At 43.6% G+C, this 18,107-nt stretch carries 18 protein-coding genes; 11 read left to right on the plus strand and 7 right to left on the minus strand.

Annotation, left to right across the window (positions count from 1 at the left end; all coding sequences use genetic code 11):
• Positions 1–26 precede the first annotated feature (26 nt).
• Positions 27–1,451 carry a MocR-like transcriptional regulator GabR gene (gene gabR / locus C6344_RS15675; RefSeq protein ID WP_066031325.1) on the minus strand — a complete coding sequence of 475 codons (1,425 nt, stop codon included), beginning with the start codon at positions 1,449–1,451 and terminating at the stop codon, positions 27–29.
• A 108-nt stretch (positions 1,452–1,559) separates the two neighbouring features.
• Between gabR and gabT the strand changes: the two genes are divergently transcribed.
• From gabT to C6344_RS15690, 3 genes are read left to right on the plus strand one after another with little or no spacing between them, the layout of a single operon-like run.
• Positions 1,560–2,876, plus strand: coding sequence for a 4-aminobutyrate--2-oxoglutarate transaminase (gene gabT, locus C6344_RS15680; protein ID WP_066031324.1), 1,317 nt, complete (start codon positions 1,560–1,562; stop codon positions 2,874–2,876).
• 21 nt (positions 2,877–2,897) lie between these two features.
• Positions 2,898–4,286 carry an APC family permease gene (locus tag C6344_RS15685; RefSeq protein WP_060595547.1) on the plus strand — a complete coding sequence of 463 codons (1,389 nt, stop codon included), beginning with the start codon at positions 2,898–2,900 and terminating at the stop codon, positions 4,284–4,286.
• A complete protein-coding gene (locus C6344_RS15690) occupies positions 4,261–5,655 on the plus strand; it encodes an NAD-dependent succinate-semialdehyde dehydrogenase (RefSeq protein WP_106073081.1) in 1,395 nt (464 codons plus the stop codon). The genes C6344_RS15685 and C6344_RS15690 overlap by 26 nt, the downstream gene beginning before the upstream one ends.
• Positions 5,656–5,699: 44 nt before the next feature.
• On the opposite strand, the gene C6344_RS15695 is transcribed toward C6344_RS15690, so the two are convergent.
• The 3 genes from C6344_RS15695 to C6344_RS15705 all read right to left on the minus strand — a co-directional run bounded on the left by C6344_RS15695 (position 5,700) and on the right by C6344_RS15705 (position 8,760).
• A complete protein-coding gene (locus C6344_RS15695) occupies positions 5,700–6,296 on the minus strand; it encodes an NAD(P)H-dependent oxidoreductase (protein ID WP_060595549.1) in 597 nt (198 codons plus the stop codon).
• Between the two features lie 198 nt (positions 6,297–6,494).
• Positions 6,495–7,109 (minus strand): YcnI family copper-binding membrane protein, encoded by a 615-nt coding sequence (locus C6344_RS15700; RefSeq protein ID WP_034664065.1) that lies wholly within the window; start codon positions 7,107–7,109, stop codon positions 6,495–6,497.
• A gap of 16 nt (positions 7,110–7,125) precedes the next feature.
• Positions 7,126–8,760 (minus strand): copper resistance CopC/CopD family protein, encoded by a 1,635-nt coding sequence (locus C6344_RS15705; protein ID WP_106037097.1) that lies wholly within the window; start codon positions 8,758–8,760, stop codon positions 7,126–7,128.
• Between the two features lie 507 nt (positions 8,761–9,267).
• Between C6344_RS15705 and C6344_RS15710 the strand changes: the two genes are divergently transcribed.
• The 5 genes from C6344_RS15710 to C6344_RS15730 all read left to right on the plus strand — a co-directional run bounded on the left by C6344_RS15710 (position 9,268) and on the right by C6344_RS15730 (position 14,832).
• Positions 9,268–10,710, plus strand: a complete 1,443-nt coding sequence (locus C6344_RS15710; RefSeq protein WP_106031597.1) for a PTS mannitol transporter subunit IIBC — start codon at positions 9,268–9,270, stop codon at positions 10,708–10,710.
• Between the two features lie 96 nt (positions 10,711–10,806).
• Positions 10,807–11,241, plus strand: a complete 435-nt coding sequence (locus C6344_RS15715; protein WP_034664060.1) for a PTS mannitol transporter subunit IIA — start codon at positions 10,807–10,809, stop codon at positions 11,239–11,241.
• Between the two features lies 1 nt (position 11,242).
• Positions 11,243–12,364, plus strand: a complete 1,122-nt coding sequence (locus C6344_RS15720) for a mannitol-1-phosphate 5-dehydrogenase (protein WP_106073082.1) — start codon at positions 11,243–11,245, stop codon at positions 12,362–12,364.
• A 98-nt stretch (positions 12,365–12,462) separates the two neighbouring features.
• Complete coding sequence (locus tag C6344_RS15725; protein WP_060595554.1) at positions 12,463–14,211, plus strand: methyl-accepting chemotaxis protein; 1,749 nt, start codon at positions 12,463–12,465, stop codon at positions 14,209–14,211.
• 228 nt (positions 14,212–14,439) lie between these two features.
• Entirely contained in the window at positions 14,440–14,832 is a 393-nt protein-coding gene (locus tag C6344_RS15730; protein WP_106073083.1) for a RidA family protein, read from the plus strand.
• 32 nt (positions 14,833–14,864) lie between these two features.
• Here the strand turns inward: C6344_RS15730 and C6344_RS15735 are convergent, their stop codons facing one another.
• From C6344_RS15735 to C6344_RS15745, 3 genes are read right to left on the minus strand one after another with little or no spacing between them, the layout of a single operon-like run.
• Positions 14,865–15,104 carry a DUF2651 family protein gene (locus C6344_RS15735; RefSeq protein WP_060595556.1) on the minus strand — a complete coding sequence of 80 codons (240 nt, stop codon included), beginning with the start codon at positions 15,102–15,104 and terminating at the stop codon, positions 14,865–14,867.
• A gap of 24 nt (positions 15,105–15,128) precedes the next feature.
• Positions 15,129–15,422: a DUF5316 domain-containing protein gene (locus tag C6344_RS15740; RefSeq protein ID WP_060595557.1), complete on the minus strand. Its 294-nt coding sequence runs from the start codon at positions 15,420–15,422 to the stop codon at positions 15,129–15,131.
• 25 nt (positions 15,423–15,447) lie between these two features.
• Positions 15,448–15,825 (minus strand): VOC family protein, encoded by a 378-nt coding sequence (locus C6344_RS15745; RefSeq protein ID WP_060595558.1) that lies wholly within the window; start codon positions 15,823–15,825, stop codon positions 15,448–15,450.
• Positions 15,826–16,009: 184 nt separating this feature from the next.
• Between C6344_RS15745 and C6344_RS15750 the strand changes: the two genes are divergently transcribed.
• The 3 genes from C6344_RS15750 to C6344_RS15760 all read left to right on the plus strand — a co-directional run bounded on the left by C6344_RS15750 (position 16,010) and on the right by C6344_RS15760 (position 18,096).
• Positions 16,010–16,279, plus strand: coding sequence for an excalibur calcium-binding domain-containing protein (locus C6344_RS15750; protein ID WP_080769491.1), 270 nt, complete (start codon positions 16,010–16,012; stop codon positions 16,277–16,279).
• 103 nt (positions 16,280–16,382) lie between these two features.
• Positions 16,383–17,162 carry a Cof-type HAD-IIB family hydrolase gene (locus C6344_RS15755; RefSeq protein WP_370876201.1) on the plus strand — a complete coding sequence of 260 codons (780 nt, stop codon included), beginning with the start codon at positions 16,383–16,385 and terminating at the stop codon, positions 17,160–17,162.
• Between the two features lie 175 nt (positions 17,163–17,337).
• On the plus strand, positions 17,338–18,096 hold the full coding sequence (locus C6344_RS15760; RefSeq protein ID WP_106073084.1) for a LamB/YcsF family protein: 759 nt from the start codon (positions 17,338–17,340) through the stop codon (positions 18,094–18,096).
• Positions 18,097–18,107: the final 11 nt, after the last annotated feature.

Raw genomic sequence — 18,107 nt, forward strand, 5'->3', positions numbered from 1 at the left:
GCTGTCTAGTAAAGCAGCTGGCTGTTTTATTTCCCATAAATCGACTCATACAGTCTTTTCACTGCCGGCTCAATATCCTCTGGCCGCATATGAGAGAAGCCGAGGACGAGTGGAACAAAGCCTTCCTGATGCCCCGGCAATTGCTCATCAAGGGTAAAACGGTCCATCCCGTACATTTTAAGCTTTCTTTCTTTGGCTCGCTGTAAAATCTCATGCTGCGTGCGGTTTGAGCGGAACTCTGCGATAAAATGAAGTCCAGCATTTTCCCCAATAATCCGTACATTGTCAGTAAAAACCGTGTCGAGCTCTTCAATGAGCTGCTTCCGCTTTTCCTCATATAAACCATTCATTCTTTTAATATGCCGCTGATACGCCCCATCTTTTATAAAATGAAGAAGGGTGTATTGTGTAAAAAGGCTGGCTGTTTGAATGAAGAAGTGCTGTTCTTCCTTATAGCGTCTCAATAAATGCTGCGGGAGCACCATGTAGCTTAGTCTTAAGCCTGGCAGCAATGACTTTGAAAAGGTCCCCATATAAATGACTTTGTCATATCGATCCAAACTTTGCAGCGCTGGAATGCTGTCTGTACCATACTTGAATTCACTGTCATAATCATCCTCGATAATATAACGGCCGGGCTGATCGGCTGCCCAGTTTAAGAGTTGAATCCGCCGGGAAATCGGCATAATCACCCCTGTTGGGAATTGATGTGAAGGGGTAATGATTAAGACATTCGGCTGTTTTTTGTGAATGTCACTCATCCGCACCCCTTTTTGATCAATGCCAATCGTTTCAATTCGGTGATGATTGTTTTTCAGCATTTGATAGAGCCGGCGATAGCCAGGGTTTTCTAATCCGTATACTTGATCGGCTGGAAGAATGCTTGATAAAGAATGGATAAGTGATTGCGTGCCTGCGCTTAAAATGAGCTGTTCTGGGTAGCATTTGACCCCTCGCGCAAGCCCGATCAACCGGGCAATCGTTTCCCGAAGCTCGTACACACCTTGTGGATGCGGAAGCTCACCAAACGCTTCTTGATGGAGGCTGATCGCCTTTTGTTCACTTTTCAGCCAGCTTTTAAATGGAAAATTGGCTGTATCAACAGAGATATGTGAAAAGGAATACCAGTCGTCCCGTGCAATCGACTCCTCTTTTAAATCGGCTGGAAGGGACGAGGGTTTCAGCTGACCTGACTCATGAAACGTTTCTAATGACTCCACAAAAAAACCTTTGCGTTCGACCGAATATAAATATCCCTCAGCAAGCAGCTGCTGATACGCGCCATTCACTGAATTCACGCTGACGTTTAATGTATCTGCTAACTCTCGTTTAGAGGGTAATTGATCGTGCGGCTGAAGGTTTCGATTTAAAATTTCACCTTTAATTTTCGTATAAATTTGATGATAAATAAATCCGTTTGCCCCTGTTTGATCTAGTTGAATTGTCAGCATCTCGTCATTCCATCCTCTCTGGTACCATGAAAAAAATGATATTGGTACTTTCTATCATACCAAAAAATATTCAGAATAATAAAAAAGACATAAAGGGGATGGATGACAATGAGTCAAACGACAACAAACCGTTTTTCAACAGAAGAATGGCAGGGGAAAAGAGATCAATACGTCGCAAGAGGCGTGAGTAATGGCAACCGTCATCTTGCAGCGAAGGGGAAGGGTGCCGAGCTGTTCGATATCGATGGGAAACGTTTTATCGATTTTGCTGGCGCTATCGGTACTTTAAATGTAGGTCATTCACATCCAAAGGTTGTGGAGGCCGTCAAAGCACAGGCAGACAGTCTGATTCACCCAGGATTCAACGTCATGATGTACGAATCGTATATCGAATTGGCAGAAAAGCTATGCCGCCTCACACCAGGCGACCATGACAAGAAAGCCATTTTTCTCAATTCAGGTGCAGAAGCTGTTGAAAATGCGGTGAAAATTGCACGTAAATATACGAAAAGACAGGCCGTTGTGTCGTTTACAAGAGGCTTCCACGGCAGAACGAATATGACGATGAGCATGACGAGCAAGGTCAAGCCATATAAATTTGGGTTCGGACCATTTGCGTCAGAGGTGTATCAAGCACCATACCCTTATTACTATCAAAAGCCAGAAGGATTAAGCGATGCAGCCTACGATGAGTACATCATTGATCAATTCAATCAATTCTTTGTCGCAGCCGTTGCACCAGAAACCGTTGCATGTGTGGTCATGGAACCAGTCCAAGGGGAGGGCGGATTCATTGTACCATCGAAGCGTTTTGTTCAGCATGTTGCTTCATTCTGTCAGCAGCACGGGATTGTCTTTGTTGCAGATGAGATCCAAACAGGCTTTGCGAGAACGGGGAAATACTTTGCGATTGAGCACTTTGATGTGGTGCCGGACTTAATCACGGTGTCAAAATCTCTTGCTGCTGGATTACCACTGAGCGGTGTTATTGGCAGAAAAGAACTGCTTGATGCGGCAGATCCAGGTGAGCTCGGGGGGACATATGCAGGAAGTCCATTAGGCTGTGTGGCAGCACTAGCAGTTCTTGATATTATTGAAACGGAACAATTGAATCAACGATCTGAACACATTGGACAAGTCATTGAGGACAAAGCAAATGATTGGAGAACAACGTATCCATTCATTGGGGAAGTCCGCCGATTAGGGGCAATGGCGGCGATTGAAATTGTGGAAGATCAAAAAACGCGTACACCAGATAAGAAAACAGCCGCAGCGATTGCAGCATATGCAAATGAGCACGGGCTGCTCTTATTAACGGCAGGGATTAATGGGAATATTATTCGCTTCTTAACACCACTTGTCATCACAGATGAGCTGCTGAATGAAGGACTGGGGATCATCGAGGACGCCTTCAAAGCACGCTAAACAACAAAGGGGGATGGTTGTATGCAAAAACAACAAATGGCAAAAACCATGTCGCAGTCTGACGTACTGTTTTTATCCATTGGTGCAATGCTTGGATGGGGCTGGGTTGTACTTTCGGGAGATTGGATTTTAACAGCAGGATTTTTAGGCAGTGTCATCGCCTTTGTCATCGGCGGTATTCTCGTCATCTTTATTGGACTCACGTATGCTGAGCTTTCGTCTGCCATTCCAGAGACGGGAGGAGGGCTCGTCTTTGTCCAGCGGGCATTTGGGATGAAATCAGCGTTCGTCTCAGCATGGGGCGTATTGTTTGGTTATGTGTCCGTCATTACGTTTGAAGCTGTTGCCTTGCCAACTGTCATTGATTATGTCATTCCAACACAGCATGTTGGCTTCCTATGGAATATAGGGGGATGGGACGTTTATTTCACATGGGTGTTGATTGGATCTGGTGGTGCTTTATTTTTAACAGCGCTGAACTACATTGGCGCCAAGCCAGCTGCTATTTTTCAATCTGTTTTTACAGTGGCCATTATCCTGACAGGTTTTCTTCTTTTAGGCGGCGCAACATTTAACGGAAATGTAGCAAACCTTGAGCCGATGTTTCAAGGCGGAGTTGGCGGTCTCATGGCGGTTTTAGTGATGATTCCCTTTTTATTCGTTGGTTTTGATGTCATCCCGCAAGTGGCGGCGGAGATCAATGCGCCGAAGAGAATTATCGGGAGAATTTTGATTATCTCCATCGTGAGTGCCGTTGTGTTTTATCTGCTCATTGTCTTTGGGGTAGCTGCTGGGCTGTCAAAAGGACAGCTTGAAGCCTCTTCATTGGCGACAGCAGATGCGATGGTGCAGCTGCTCGGTCATCAGGCGTTTGGAACAGTGCTTGTCATTGGCGGTGTAGCAGGAATTGTGACGAGCTGGAATGCTTTTATCATCGGTGCAAGCCGCATCTTATACGCTATGGCGGAAAGAGGCATGATTTCCAAATGGTTTGCGTATATTCATCCAAAGTATAAAACACCGACACATGCGATTTTATTTCTTGGTGCATTGGCCTTTTTCGCTCCATTATTAGGGCGTCCTGCCCTCGTGTGGATTGTCAATGCGGGCGGTGTCGGAATTATCGTAGGGTACTTAATAGTGTCCATTGCCTTTATGAGACTTCGCAAAGCAGAACCAGAGCTTGAGCGTCCATACCGCATTAAGTATTGGCGGACGACAGGCGTTTTAGCTATCGGGCTGAGTCTCCTTTTTCTTTCATTTTATTTTCCAGGAATGCCGGCCTCCTTATCATGGCCAGCTGAATGGATATTGCTTTTAGGTTGGGCACTCATTGGGTATATACTATATGTAATGAATCCAAGAACGAAGGAGACGGTAGAGCATGACAAACGAACTCAAAGTGTATAATCCTGCAACAGGAGAAGAAATTGCTTCAGTTGCTCAGCATACAAAAGAACAGATCGAAGACGCCATTACCCGCTCACATAAAGCATTCAAAGCATGGGCAAAAACGTCTGCGCATGAACGTGCCAATATCATTCGCAAGTGGTTTGATCTCATGATTGAACATAAAGAAAGGCTCGCGAAAATCATCACGGAAGAAAACGGGAAGCCGTATCAAGAAGCATTAGGCGAAATCGTCTATGCGGCTGGATACATTGAATGGTACGCAGAGGAAGCCAAACGGATATACGGCAGAACCATTCCGTCACATACGACGAACAAACGCCTTTTTGTCACAAAGCAGCCAGTGGGCCCTGTTGCAGCCATTACTCCTTGGAATTTCCCTGCAGCCATGATCACGAGAAAGGCTGCACCAGCACTTGCAGCGGGCTGTACGTTTATTGTGAAGCCTGCTGAAGACACGCCGCTGACGGCTATTGAACTTGTGAAATTAGGTCACGAAGCTGGAATTCCAGAGGATGCCATGCAATGGGTGGTTGGAGATGGAAAAGAAGTCGGTGAAATATTCACAGATAGTCCATTGATTCGCAAAATCACGTTCACAGGCTCAACGCCAGTCGGAAAGCATCTGATCAAAAACAGTGCGAGTACAGTCAAGCACGTATCAATGGAGCTTGGCGGTCATGCTCCGCTCATCGTAGACAAAGATGCCAATCTTGAACTAGCTGTCAAACAAGCAGTGGCGTCTAAGTTCCGTAATGCAGGACAAACCTGTGTCTGTGCCAACCGCTTAATTGTGCATGAAGACATTCATGAAGCATTTGCTCAAGGCTTCAGCAAAGAAGTAGAAAAGCTAAAAGTGGGAAATGGCTTTGAAGAAGGCACATCCATCGGCCCAATTATCAACAAGCGCGGCTTTGATAAAATTGTCGGCCAAATTCAAGATGCAGTCGATAAAGGGGCGAAAATCCTTGTCGGCGGAGATACGCATTTCGATGATGACAAGTCGTATTATTTTGTCCAGCCAACGGTTCTCACACATGTAGACCCTTCCATGAACATCATGCATGAAGAAACCTTTGGGCCAGTGGCGCCGATTACGACGTTCAAAACGCTAGATGAAGCGATTGAATTAGCCAACGATACACCTTTTGGTCTTGCAGCTTATTTCTTTACAGAGAATTATCGAAACGGACTTTACATGTCAGAGAATCTTGATTATGGGATAATCGGCTGGAATGATGGCGGTCCATCGGCTGTTCAAGCACCATTCGGAGGAATGAAAGAAAGCGGAATTGGCCGTGAAGGCGGCATCGAAGGGATCGAACCGTATTTAGAAACCAAATATGTATCCATTGGTTTAGACGAATAAACGTGAAAAAGACTGCCTGAGGAATCTCGGCAGTCTTTTTTATGTTAAACAGCCGGCGGAAAAAGCTGCTCCACCGTTTCTTTCGTTTCTTTCAGAATTTCGTGGATGTAATCTGCTGGTGCCTGCTCCATGCTGCTGAACAAAAGTCGTTCAACAGGCTCAACACCAATAAAATTGAAGACTTCTGTATCTGTTGTCATGCGATGGGAGGCGGAAATGATCCGCTTAGAGTCAAGAAAGGTCCTTGGAGCATCGTGCGTGTTGATAATGACACCTTTTTTGTGCCGAAGCAGGTTTTCAATAGCCCCCTGCTCATTGATTTGATAAGCGAAGCCCTCAGAAAAAACGCGTTCTACATAGCCCTTTAGCATAGCGGGTAAGCCTGTCCACCAAATGGGAAAAATAAACGTTAGGACATCTGCTTGCTGAATCAGCTTCTGCTCTGTTTGAATGGCAATTGGGACATTACCCCGTTTGATCGCAGCCTTTTCCAACATGCTTAGCTCTGGCGAAAAACCAAGAGCATAGACATCACGAACAGTCACTTCATGACCATTGTTCAAAAGAGTGCTGACAACAAGATCTAATAAGGTTTGATTTAAGCTTTGCTGGGGATGAGCAAATATAATTAGATGGTTCATCTTATAGCCTCCTAGGTGGTCATGTGTCTCATTATGGCATGCACCATTACCCTATTCAATCCTATGTTGGTAATAATAGGTTGGGAAAATGGAAGTTGATCGTCCTAGTTTGCAGGCAAAGCCTTGCATCTCGTGTTCAAATAAGGTGGATAGAAATGAAAGCGATCGTTTCCGTGAAAACGATCGCTTACGAATCAATTATTTCTTTCTAAAAGCAAGTCCCAGTGCAATCAGTGCTACGACTAGAGCAGCAATGGACAACCCTAGCACAAGTGGTGAGGAAGAGTTGGAGGCTGTTTCAGATGCCTTTTCTTCTTTTGGTTTTTCTTGTCCATGTGAATCCGTTACCGTATTAGATGCCACAATGTTTGTGATGGAATGCGGCTTATCAGCATCTTTATCGCCTGTCCATTCAACGACCGTTCCATCTTTATAATATTGATATGCATCCCATGCAGCTTCACCTGCTTTTTCAGGGTTTTTCGCTACAAAAACGAATTGCTGGAACTGTCCGGCAAGCACGCCTTTACCCGTTGCTTCCCAAGTCACTCTTGTCACCTTGCCATCTTTTTCTTCAGTTGACGTTTTCCATCCAGGGACTGGCTCATATTGCTGGAATTCTACACCTTTAGGTATTGTCACGACAACCTTAGTGGTTGGACTGTCACTCTCAGAAGGAACTTTTAACGTATAGGTTTCCCACGCATTTGTCGCAGACGTATCAGGCTTGACTGTGACATGAGCACTCACAGGAATCGCCAATAAAAATGAAGCGAGAAGCATTGGTAATAAAGCTTTAACGTATTTTTTCATATGGTATGAACTCCTTTTAGTTTCTTCTAATAAATGTGGTATCGATATTTTCAAAAGAACCAGTTAATGCATGGATTTCAATTTTCCAAGTACCTTTTTCATTTAACAAGAGGTTTTCAGCAGAGAAATGACCATTTTTTAATCGTTTCAGCTGAAATTCACTCGGTTTCTCTTCCCCGAATAAGGCGACTTTATGGATCTTGGCTGACACAGATTGAATATCTGTAATCGTTTGTCCATCCTTCTTCGTAAATGCGACCTCGAATGTGTTTTTCCCCGGAGCATTCGGGGTAATGCTCATGGACACAATGTCACGATGCTCCACTTGGTTTGCGCCGAAGAATGGCTCAGGTGCAGGCGGAGGAGGGCTCGGAATATTGGTAAACACAGCCGTTAATAACAAAATGGCGATTCCGATAATCCACTCAGCTCGTAACGAAACGTTTTGTTTCTGTTTCTTTTCCCATCTCAGCATCAAGTAATGGACAAGTCCTAGAAGGCCCATCAAGATAAATAAACCAAGCTTGATTAAAAAGGTTCGTCCATACGCTGATTCGAAAAGAGCATCAAACGATTGCAAAATGAAGATGGCATTCACAAATCCTGAAAACACAATGAGTCCAACAGAGAGCAGCGCCCAAGGGTGAAACGCTGTTAACGTACTCCGTATGAGCGGCTGATCTTCATTTGGCAGCTTCTTCAACAATAAAAGCACAATGGCTGTTAAACCACCGACCCAGATCGATGCAGAAACGAGATGGATGAAATCAAGTGACGTTGTCAGTATTTTATTATCGGTTGCTGCTGGATGTCCGATTTGTGCCTTCAGCCAGAGAAGCACTGCGAATAAGAGCAGTGGAAACAACCAGACCCGAAAAGATGTGAAATCCCCTTTTTTCATCGCGACTATGCTCCAAATGGTCAGAAGAACAAATGACACCATGAGCATCATCCACAAACTACCGCCAGAAGTCGACGCAATGGTTTCTTGTAAGAGGGATGGTTGAAATGCCCCCAAAAAGGACACGTCTGCCGCTGATTTTGTTTGAATTGGCAGCTGGAACACGAGTGCTCCGCCCATCATGATCAGTGACAAAGTCAAAAGCCGTTTCATTCGTTTCACTAATACAGGAGAAATGGCTGTTTTAAACCAAAACAGTCCAAACAAAATGGTCCCGAGAAATAAGCTAAACGACGTATAAAGTAAGGCTTTATCAATGGTCGAGGCTACATCGATGGATTCATTCGTTTGACCTTGATCTAATTGGTCAAAACCGCCACCCGCTTTGCCAATACTAAACGGGATCATGCCAGAGACAGAGTGTCCGTCTGCTGATACCGCATTCCACTGAATGGTATAAATCCCCTTTGGTAAATCCTTTTTTAAAGCAGCTTCCATGATTTTTTGATCTTTAATGACCGTATCTCCTTTATCCACACGATCACCTTTTGCATTTAGCACCTTAATAGCATGAAATCCACTTTCGATTCCTTCACTAAATGTGATAGAGACTGAAGGAGGCTGCTTCTCCAGCTCTTCATTTGCCGCTGGATTTGAGCTGACGACGTATGCATGAGCAACTGCTTCCTTTGGAATGAAAAAAGCGAACGTGACGATAAGGAGCAGAATCCACTTACTATGTTTCAACAAGATAAATAACCGCCTTTCTACCTATGAAAATGTCTCATGTATCAGAAAGAAAGCGGCAGGAAACTGTGAGTCACAGAAAAAACCGCTCCTCCTATTGTGCCGCTCACTCTAAAAGGTAAACGAAACAAACAGCAAGATGGTTCACTTTTTCTGTGTCATGTCTGCGCAGACATTTCTTGATTGAATAGGTTTGATCATGTATAAGCCTAGTCGATTTAAGAAGAGGAAACAAGAAGTGACTATTTGAAAGTTGTGAAATTCCAATGAATTTTGCATCAAAACCACGGCACATCAACCTTTTTACTCCATTTGTCCTATGCTCTGACAGAGAATTCACATCATATTTCAATTTTGTCACACACTAAGTGACAAAGTGACATTTAGTTTCAATTGAAGGGAAAGTGAAAGCGTTTTACGATAAGGTTAAGGGCTTCACTGACACTTGTTCTTATATCTTTTGACCTATAAAGCCCTGAATAAAGGGAGAGAAGAAAGGAGTTTTCATAGATGCAGGAAAAAAGCGGATTCCGCGTAAAAGTACAGCGCTTTGGAAGCTATTTAAGCGGCATGATTATGCCGAATATTGGAGCATTTATCGCTTGGGGACTCATTACGGCATTGTTCATTCCGAGTGGCTATTTGCCAAATGAACAATTAGCTTCACTTGTTGGTCCAATGATCAACTACTTACTGCCGCTCTTAATCGGTTACACAGGCGGTAAGCTCGTATACGACCATCGAGGCGGGGTACTCGGTGCAACCGCGACGATTGGGGTCATTGTCGGTTCGGACATTCCAATGTTTTTAGGTGCCATGATCATGGGACCACTTGGCGGTTACTTGATTAAGAAAATTGATCAGCTGTTCAAAGATCGAATCAAATCGGGCTTTGAGATGCTTGTGAATAACTTTACGGCAGGGATTCTAGGTGCCATTCTTGTCGCGATTGCCTTCTACGCCATCGGCCCAGTGGTACTTGGTCTAAATAAAGCCCTTGCAGCAGGTGTAGATATCATTGTGAATGCACATTTGCTTCCGCTGGCAAGTATTTTCATTGAACCAGCGAAAGTCTTGTTCTTAAACAATGCGATTAACCAAGGAATTTTAGGTCCTTTAGGGGTGGAGCAAGCGGCAAAGACAGGGCAGTCCGTTCTGTTCTTGCTTGAAACAAACCCAGGACCAGGGTTAGGTGTTCTACTTGCGTACATGTTCTTTGGTAGAGGAAATGCGAAACAGTCTGCACCGGGTGCGATTGTCATTCAATTCTTAGGAGGAATTCATGAGATTTACTTCCCGTACATCTTAATGAAACCAAAGCTCATTTTGGCGGTGATTGCAGGGGGAGCAAGCGGCGTTCTGACCTTTTCCCTGTTAAATGCAGGCTTAAAGGCTGTGCCGTCACCAGGAAGTATTATCGCCCTCATGCTGATGTCACCAAAAGGCGGACACCTTGCTGTTCTTGCAGGTGTTGTCGTGGCAGCCGTCGTATCATTCCTTGTCGCTTCTGTGATTTTGAAGGCTTCAAAAGCTGTTGATGAGGATCTAACAGCAGCAACAGAAAAGATGCAGGACATGAAAGGGAAGAAAAGCGCTGCAGCCGCCGCTCTTACAGCTCAAAAAGAAGATGCTGAAGCAAATGAGCAAGCAGCATCTCCAAGTGATGTCAATCCAGATGACGTGAACAAAATCATCTTTGCCTGCGATGCAGGAATGGGCTCAAGTGCGATGGGCGCATCCATCTTAAAGAATAAAGTCAAAAAGGCAGAGCTTGATATTGATGTGACAAACACATCCATCAGCAACATCCCAGATGACGCCGATGTGGTCTTTACTCATAAAGATTTAACAGACAGAGCCAAGGCGAAACTGCCGGGCGCTGTGCATATCTCAGTTGATAATTTCTTAAACAGCCCGAAATACGATGAGCTGATTGAGAAATTGAAAAAATAACATGACGAAACGGGTTGAGTTCAATTTTTCTTTATTGAACTCCCCGTTTTGGTTGTTTTTCTGATTTTCCATTCTAAAAAAGGTGTGTGATCATTCATGAAACAAGTACTTTCAAAAGACAATATTTTTCTAAACGAACAAGCAGGCTCAAAAGAAGAAGCCATTAAAAAAGCGGGCGAGGTCCTAGTGGCAAACGGCTATGTCACAAGTGATTATGTTGACAAAATGTTTGAAAGAGAAAATATCTCATCTACATTTATGGGCAACGGGATTGCGATTCCTCATGGAACAGAGGATGCGAAAGCGGCTGTCCTTCATTCTGGGATTTCCATCATTCAAATTCCAGAAGGTGTTGAATACGGAGAAGGAAATATCGCCAAAGTTGTCTTTGGCATCGCTGGTAAAAACAACGAACACCTCGATATTCTTTCTCAAATTGCGATTGTCTGTTCAGAAGAAGAAAATGTAGAACGCATCATCCATGCAAAGGATCAGGATGAACTGATCGCCATCTTTAACGAGGTGAACTAACATGAAGGCACTTCATTTTGGAGCAGGAAATATCGGCAGAGGGTTTATCGGATCTTTGTTAAAAACATCAGGCTTTGAGCTTGTCTTTACCGATGTAAATGAAGCGGTCATCAACGAGCTGAATGAAAGAGGAGAATACACGGTTGAACTCGCAGCGCCGGGTCAAAAACAAGAAGTGGTCGGCCCTGTGACAGCGATCAATTCTGCACAAGACACAGCGGCATTAACAGAGGCCGTCGCATCAGCCGATTTAATTACAACAGCTGTTGGACCAGCCGTTTTGAAGATCATAGCTTCATCGATTGCTGAAGGATTAAAAGAGAAAAAGCCTGACCATATCATCAACATCGTGGCATGTGAAAATATGATTGGAGGCAGCTCTCATTTAAAAGAAGCCGTTTTCTCTCATTTAACAGAAGAGGAACAAGAAGCGTTGTCACAAACAGTTGGTTTTCCAAACGCTGCTGTGGACCGCATTGTTCCGATTCAGCACCATGAGGACATTCTGAAAGTATCAGTCGAGCCTTTTTTCGAGTGGGTCATTGATGAGACTGGCTTTATTGGTGACGTTCCTCAGATTGAAGGAGCAACCTTTGTAAAAGATTTGACGCCGTATATTGAGCGCAAACTCTTTACTGTCAACACAGGGCATGCACTAGCTGCTTATGTCGGGTATCAGCAAGGCGTTCAAACGATTAAAGAAGCCGTCGATACACCAGAGATTCGCCGAGTTATTGAAGGAGCACTTCATGAAACAGGCAGTTATTTAATCGACACATATGGCTTTCAAAAAGAAGAACATGATGCGTATATTCAAAAAATCATCAAACGATTCGAAAATGCTTTTATCTCCGACGAAGTCACTCGTGTCGCACGATCTCCTCTTAGAAAGCTGGGAGCAGACGACCGTTTAATCGGTCCAGCGAAAAAGATCAAACAGCCAGTGTACTTAATCAAAGGCATCGCTGCAGCTCTCGCTTATGACTTTGCCGAAGACGAAGAAGCGGTTCGTTTGCAGGCATTAAGAAAAGAAAAAGGCATTGAAGGTGTGCTGGAAGAAGTATGTGGCCTCACATCAACAGACGATCTCTATCAAGCCATTCTGAAAGAAACAGCTCGATAATCAGAAAATCCCTTTCCAACGAGTGAAAGGGATTTTTTTATGACTTTTTTAATAGTTTTCCCCGCTTGACGATATATGATGTAAGGGGGAATTTGTATATGAAAAAGAAAACGTTTGCGTCAAGAAGTGTCTTTTTTCAATTAATGTCTGCCATTATCGTGATCACGATCTTAACCGGCGGACTTGTAGGCACAACGGGGTATTTGTTAGCGAAACATGTCTTAATTGATGCCGGGAAAGCAGATTTAAAGCACATCGTCAGCGGAGCAATGGCTACACTTGCACAGTTGAATGATCGTGTAGAGAAAAAAGAACTGACGCTTGAACAGGCACAGGAACAAGCCCGTATTTACTTGAGCGGGCCTAAAAATGACAACAGGAAAGGGTACCAATTTCAAAAATCAGATTTTATTTATAAAAATAAAGGCTATCTCGTCGCATATGGAGCAGATTATTCCTCTCAAGTCCATCCTGTCAATGACATTGGCGTCATTCCAGATAATACGACCAATCGTGAAAAAATGGTCGCTGGAGCCAAATCAGAAGGCGAGGATGCACACTATGTGACCTATTTAGATAAGGACGATGCCACCGGGGAAGAAAAACAAAAGCTTGCCTATATGAGTCAGTTCACGCCCTGGAATTGGAGTATCGGTATCGCCGTCTTTCAGGATGAATTTTATAAAGAATTAGAGCAGATGAAGCTCTATATCATGCTCATTACAGCAGGTGTTGCTCTTCTCAGTCTTGGCGTCTTTTATTTAGCTGCTCGAGGAAAAGTCAGGCTGCTCAAGCAAGTCACTGCTGCTTCAAAAGAAATTGCGGCGGGGAATCTTGAACGCACGAGTTTAAAAGAAACAACAGATGAAATTGGACAGCTGGCAAAAGGCTTTAATCATATGTCAGGAGAACTCAGGACACTTGTGAGCGGTCTACAGGAAACGAGCAGCCAGCTTGTTGAATCAGCGACAGATTTATCGGCGATATCTGAAGAAACCTCAGCCAGCAGTGAAGAAATTGGCCGAGCCATTGGCGACATATCGACCGGAACGCTTCATCAGGCATCTGACCTTGATGCAGCCAATCAACAAATGACCCAGTTCAATCAATCCATCGAAAATGTCAAAGAACAAAGCGATCAAATTAAACGAATCTCTGACCAATCGAGTCAATCATCGCAGCAGGGCCAGCAAATTGTTCAGCAATTAAAACAATCAAATGAACAATCCATACAAGCGTCTCAAGGCATTAGAGCAGGCATTGAGCAGCTAAGTACAAAAGTACAGGATATCTCTAAAATTACAGATACGATTGAAAGCATTTCAAATGAGACAAATTTACTAGCGCTGAATGCAAGCATTGAAGCAGCACGTGCAGGAGAGCACGGCAAAGGCTTCTCGGTTGTGGCGAGTGAAGTGCGGAATTTAGCTGAGCAGACAAAGCAATCAGCCGTTCAAATTCAGCAAATGGTACAAGGCATTAAAGAAGAAACGACGGCAACAGCCGGTATGATGTCCAAGACAATGGATCGTTTTGCTGAGTTAGATAAAGCGGTACATGCCACAGAACATGAATTCAATGCCATCTCTACGTCGATTTCACAAACCATCGTTGAAACAGACGCAATGGCAAAAGAGCTGAATGCATTGCTGGAGCAAAACGACCTCATCACAAAAGCCATGCAAGGCGCAGCCCATATTTCTCAAGAAAATGCCGCTGCGACCGAAGAGATCACCGCATCCACAGACGAACAAGTGACAGCCATCTCCAATGTGGCAAAAGCAGCAGAAAGACTCAATGAACTAAGCATACGATTGAATCAGGACATTGCACGTTATCGTCTATAAATCATTTTGACTGTGTGTCACTTGTCAGGTACTATGTAGTTAATCTAAAAACCTTGCTCACGCAATCAAAAGGAGTGTACCGGTCATGAAAAAGAAAATATTGATGTTCTTACCTTGTGGCTATGGATACTCCACTGCTGTTTTCTTTTAGAATAGATAGAAATTGGTGAAGTCTGTCTACATGAGGAAGAATCTAGCAGAAAAATCAAAGTGAGTGAGGGATATAACATGGAAAAAATCACGAGAAAAAACCCAGAAAGTATGCCGAAGCCCGTTGGCAGCTATAGTCATATCACAAGAGTACCAAAGGGCTCGGGATTATTTGTTACATCGGGTCAAGTCGGAACAGATATGGATGGACAGGTACCATCAAGTTTAAACGACCAGGTAACCAATACGTTTGAAAATATCAAAAAAATCCTTGAATCAGAAGGATTGAACGAAGAGCATGTCATCAAGGTCAATATATGGGCAACGGAAGAAATCGACTGGGACCATCTATATCCTCAGTGGGATACGATCTTTAAAACAGCTTACCCATCAATGACGGTTGCTTATGTATCAGCTTTAGGATGGCCCGAGCTGAAAATTGAAATTGAGCTATGGTGCGCCGATATATGATCAAAAAAAAGAACAGTGCAAACTGTTCTTTTTTACTTGAATCGAAACCGCTTTGTCATCCATGCAGCGATCAACGTAAAGACGGTGTAGATGACGACCCAAATGAGAAAGGATTCATCCCCGCCAATGTATGTGTACATAAGAATGACGCTGGCTAACAGGACAATCAAAGTTGGCATCCAAACATTCTTCAAAAGCATTGTGCCAAAAATGCCAATCAGCACGGAAATAATGGGAAAGCCGAACACAATGAATAAGACAAAAACAGCCATATTGCTAACTCCTTTAACAAGTGATTACATCAAAACATATAAGACCGATGCAGCCATGTGCGGAACTGCAAAGATCATCAAAAGAAAAGCCGTATCAAGACGCCACATGCGGTGTTCTTTTGATTCAGAATGATAGGCTGCCCGCGTTTCTTCCCCGCTTGTCCAAGCCCCCATTAGAAGTCCAGACATCATGACGCCAATAATAGAGATTCCACCACTGATCCACCCTATCCACTCATGGTGCTGCAAAATAATAGCGGCACTGCAAATCACAATCATTGAGCAAACTCCGGCGATAAAGGCATGTTTTTTTCTCATACTGATTCACTTCCTTTAAAGAAGATTAGGAGGTGGCATCACATATTTCAATGAAATGCCCATCAGGATCAGCGACATAAGCGACGGTTTGACCCCATGGTTTCTTTGCGGGTTCTTTGATGATCGGAACCCCTTTTTCCTTCATTGATGCAATGGTTTGATCCACGTCATCCACAACAAACCCTATCTCAAACGTTTGAGAGGATTGATTTGCTTCAGGGACAGGCAATCCAAGTGCATCTTTGACATCCTGACGTGAGTTAATTGACAATGTCACATCTCCAGTATCAAACTCAACATAGGATTCAACCCTGAGTTTCATAGGAAAGCCAAGTACATGTTGATAGAAATGAATACTTGCCTCAACATCGTTTACATATAGAATGGTATATTTCATTTTCATGTGAAAAACTCCTCTCTTCATATACGTGTAAAAAACGGAAAGGTTTCCCACTCATTGTACCATATAGGATATAAAGCATGTTTTATGCCAAAAAAATGAATTTTTTTAGCGCGATAGTCTTGAAAAACAAAAAGTGGTGACATATGATAAAAATGTAAAAATAGAAAAAATAGGGGGATCATACATGTTGAAAAAAATCATGGTGGCTGTCTTGTCATTAGGTCTTTTACTAAGCTTTACACAAGTCGACACCCACACTGCAGATGCAAAAACGGTCAAGTCCTACAAAAACTGCAAAGCACTGAACAAAGTCTATAAAGGCGGCGTGGCAAAAAGCAAAAACACGAAAAACAAAGGCGGCAAAACAAAGTACAAGCCGTATGTGTCAAAAGCACTTTACCAAAAAAATATGCGACTTGACCGTGATAAAGACGGCATTGCGTGTGAACGCTAAGCCAATGCAAAGAGACCTGTAACAAGGTCTTTTTTCTATGGGATCAAACTCGTCCCTTTGTGCCAGCTTCCTCTTTATATTAAAATAAAGATAGTTACAAAAAATGATACAAAGTGGGGTACTCAATTTGTCCATACAAGCTGATAAGAAAGACATCCGATTGATTGCCATTGATATGGATGGCACGCTGTTAAACAGTGAACACGTCATTCCAGAGGAAAATAAACAAGCCATTAAAGATGCTGAAGCAAAAGGGGTCCATGTGGTCATTAGCACAGGGCGGACGCTGATGACATGCCGAGAGCTGGTTGAGCCGCTTAAGCTGTCTTCTTACCTTGTGACAGCAAATGGAAGTGAAATCTGGGATTCAAACTTCCAACTGATCGAACGAGATCTGCTGCATCCTGATCACGTCCAAATGATGTGGGATCTAAAAAATAGGTTCGAAACCGATTACTGGGCTTCCACTGTGGAGAAAGTGTGGAGAGGTGAATTCCCAGAACGAATTCATGACCATGAATGGTTGAAATTTGGCTTTGATATTCATGATGATGACGTTCGTGAGGAAGTACTTAATACATTGAAAGCAAATGAGCATCTAGAGATCACAAATTCAAGTCCGACCAATATCGAAGTCAATGCGGCAGGGATTAACAAAGCTGCGGCTCTTGCAAAGGTAGCAGAACGCATTGGCTGTACGATGGACAATGTCATGTCACTTGGCGACAGCCTAAATGATATGGCCATGATTCAAGAAGCCGGATTAGGAATTGCGATGGGAAATGCGCAAGAAGTGGTGAAAGAAGCCGCTGATTGGATTACAGCTCCTAACACAGAACATGGTGTAGCAAAAGCCATCCAACATTGGGTGCTATCTAAATAAAGAACATGATGAAAAAGCGAGAGGCGATATCCTCTCGCTTTTTTAATTTCTCCTAGTTCTATTGTTATGTTTTCTGACAATGTCATGTGCAATCTATCCAAAATTGATATAATCAATATAAATTCGAATATTCGGACTTTATATTCCGTTATTCGGAACAACAAGGAGGGATCCTATGTATCAAGTGGATATCAACTGTGATTTGGGAGAAAGCTTTGGTCAATACACAATCGGTGCGGACGAACAAATTCTTGAATATGTCACGTCAGCCAACATTGCTTGCGGTTTTCATGCAGGAGATCCAACGGTCATGAGAAAAACGGTCAGAATGGCGCTGGATAAAGGGGTCCAAATTGGTGCGCATCCAGGTTTGCAAGATTTGGTCGGCTTTGGCAGACGTCCAATGGCGATCTCGGCAGAGGAAGCCTATGATCTCGTCGTCTATCAAATTGGCGCTCTATCAGCCTTTCTCAAGGCAGAAGGCGGCACGATGCAGCATGTCAAGCCGCACGGCGCCCTTTACAACATGGCGGCTAAAAATACTGAATTATCTGAATCAATTGCAAAGGCTGTGTATCATGTCGATCCAAGTCTTGTGTTATTCGGTCTCTCAGGCAGTGAACTTGCGTTAGCAGGTGAGAGAATTGGCCTTCAAGTGGCTCATGAAGTATTTTCTGATCGGACCTATCAAGCAGACGGGACGCTGACATCCCGCCGCGAACCACATGCACTCATTGAAGATGATGAACGGGCCGTTCAGCAGGTCGTTCGTATGGTGCGAGAAGGGAAGGTTCGTACCGTTCAAGGGGAAGATATTTCGCTTAAAGCAGATACGGTCTGTATTCACGGAGACGGCAGTCATGCGCTTCAATTTGCCAAAACCATTACATCAAAACTAAAAGAAGCGAGCATTCATCTCAAAGCCTTTCAATAAAAATCGTCATC

Source organism: Bacillus sp. GBSW19 (assembly GCF_002998655.1).
In the GTDB taxonomy this organism is placed as follows: domain Bacteria; phylum Bacillota; class Bacilli; order Bacillales; family Bacillaceae; genus Bacillus.

Bases quoted from the DNA above. Each gene is read 5' to 3' on its own strand.
- gabR (WP_066031325.1), bottom strand. From the start codon at position 1,451: ATGCTGACAATTCAACTAGATCAAACAGGGGCAAACGGATTTATTTAT.
- gabT (WP_066031324.1), top strand. From the start codon at position 1,560: ATGAGTCAAACGACAACAAACCGTTTTTCAACAGAAGAATGGCAGGGG.
- C6344_RS15685 (WP_060595547.1), top strand. From the start codon at position 2,898: ATGCAAAAACAACAAATGGCAAAAACCATGTCGCAGTCTGACGTACTG.
- C6344_RS15690 (WP_106073081.1), top strand. From the start codon at position 4,261: ATGACAAACGAACTCAAAGTGTATAATCCTGCAACAGGAGAAGAAATT.
- C6344_RS15695 (WP_060595549.1), bottom strand. From the start codon at position 6,296: ATGAACCATCTAATTATATTTGCTCATCCCCAGCAAAGCTTAAATCAA.
- C6344_RS15700 (WP_034664065.1), bottom strand. From the start codon at position 7,109: ATGAAAAAATACGTTAAAGCTTTATTACCAATGCTTCTCGCTTCATTT.
- C6344_RS15710 (WP_106031597.1), top strand. From the start codon at position 9,268: ATGCAGGAAAAAAGCGGATTCCGCGTAAAAGTACAGCGCTTTGGAAGC.
- C6344_RS15715 (WP_034664060.1), top strand. From the start codon at position 10,807: ATGAAACAAGTACTTTCAAAAGACAATATTTTTCTAAACGAACAAGCA.
- C6344_RS15720 (WP_106073082.1), top strand. From the start codon at position 11,243: ATGAAGGCACTTCATTTTGGAGCAGGAAATATCGGCAGAGGGTTTATC.
- C6344_RS15725 (WP_060595554.1), top strand. From the start codon at position 12,463: ATGAAAAAGAAAACGTTTGCGTCAAGAAGTGTCTTTTTTCAATTAATG.
- C6344_RS15730 (WP_106073083.1), top strand. From the start codon at position 14,440: ATGGAAAAAATCACGAGAAAAAACCCAGAAAGTATGCCGAAGCCCGTT.
- C6344_RS15735 (WP_060595556.1), bottom strand. From the start codon at position 15,104: ATGGCTGTTTTTGTCTTATTCATTGTGTTCGGCTTTCCCATTATTTCC.
- C6344_RS15740 (WP_060595557.1), bottom strand. From the start codon at position 15,422: ATGAGAAAAAAACATGCCTTTATCGCCGGAGTTTGCTCAATGATTGTG.
- C6344_RS15745 (WP_060595558.1), bottom strand. From the start codon at position 15,825: ATGAAAATGAAATATACCATTCTATATGTAAACGATGTTGAGGCAAGT.
- C6344_RS15750 (WP_080769491.1), top strand. From the start codon at position 16,010: ATGTTGAAAAAAATCATGGTGGCTGTCTTGTCATTAGGTCTTTTACTA.
- C6344_RS15755 (WP_370876201.1), top strand. From the start codon at position 16,383: ATGATACAAAGTGGGGTACTCAATTTGTCCATACAAGCTGATAAGAAA.
- C6344_RS15760 (WP_106073084.1), top strand. From the start codon at position 17,338: ATGTATCAAGTGGATATCAACTGTGATTTGGGAGAAAGCTTTGGTCAA.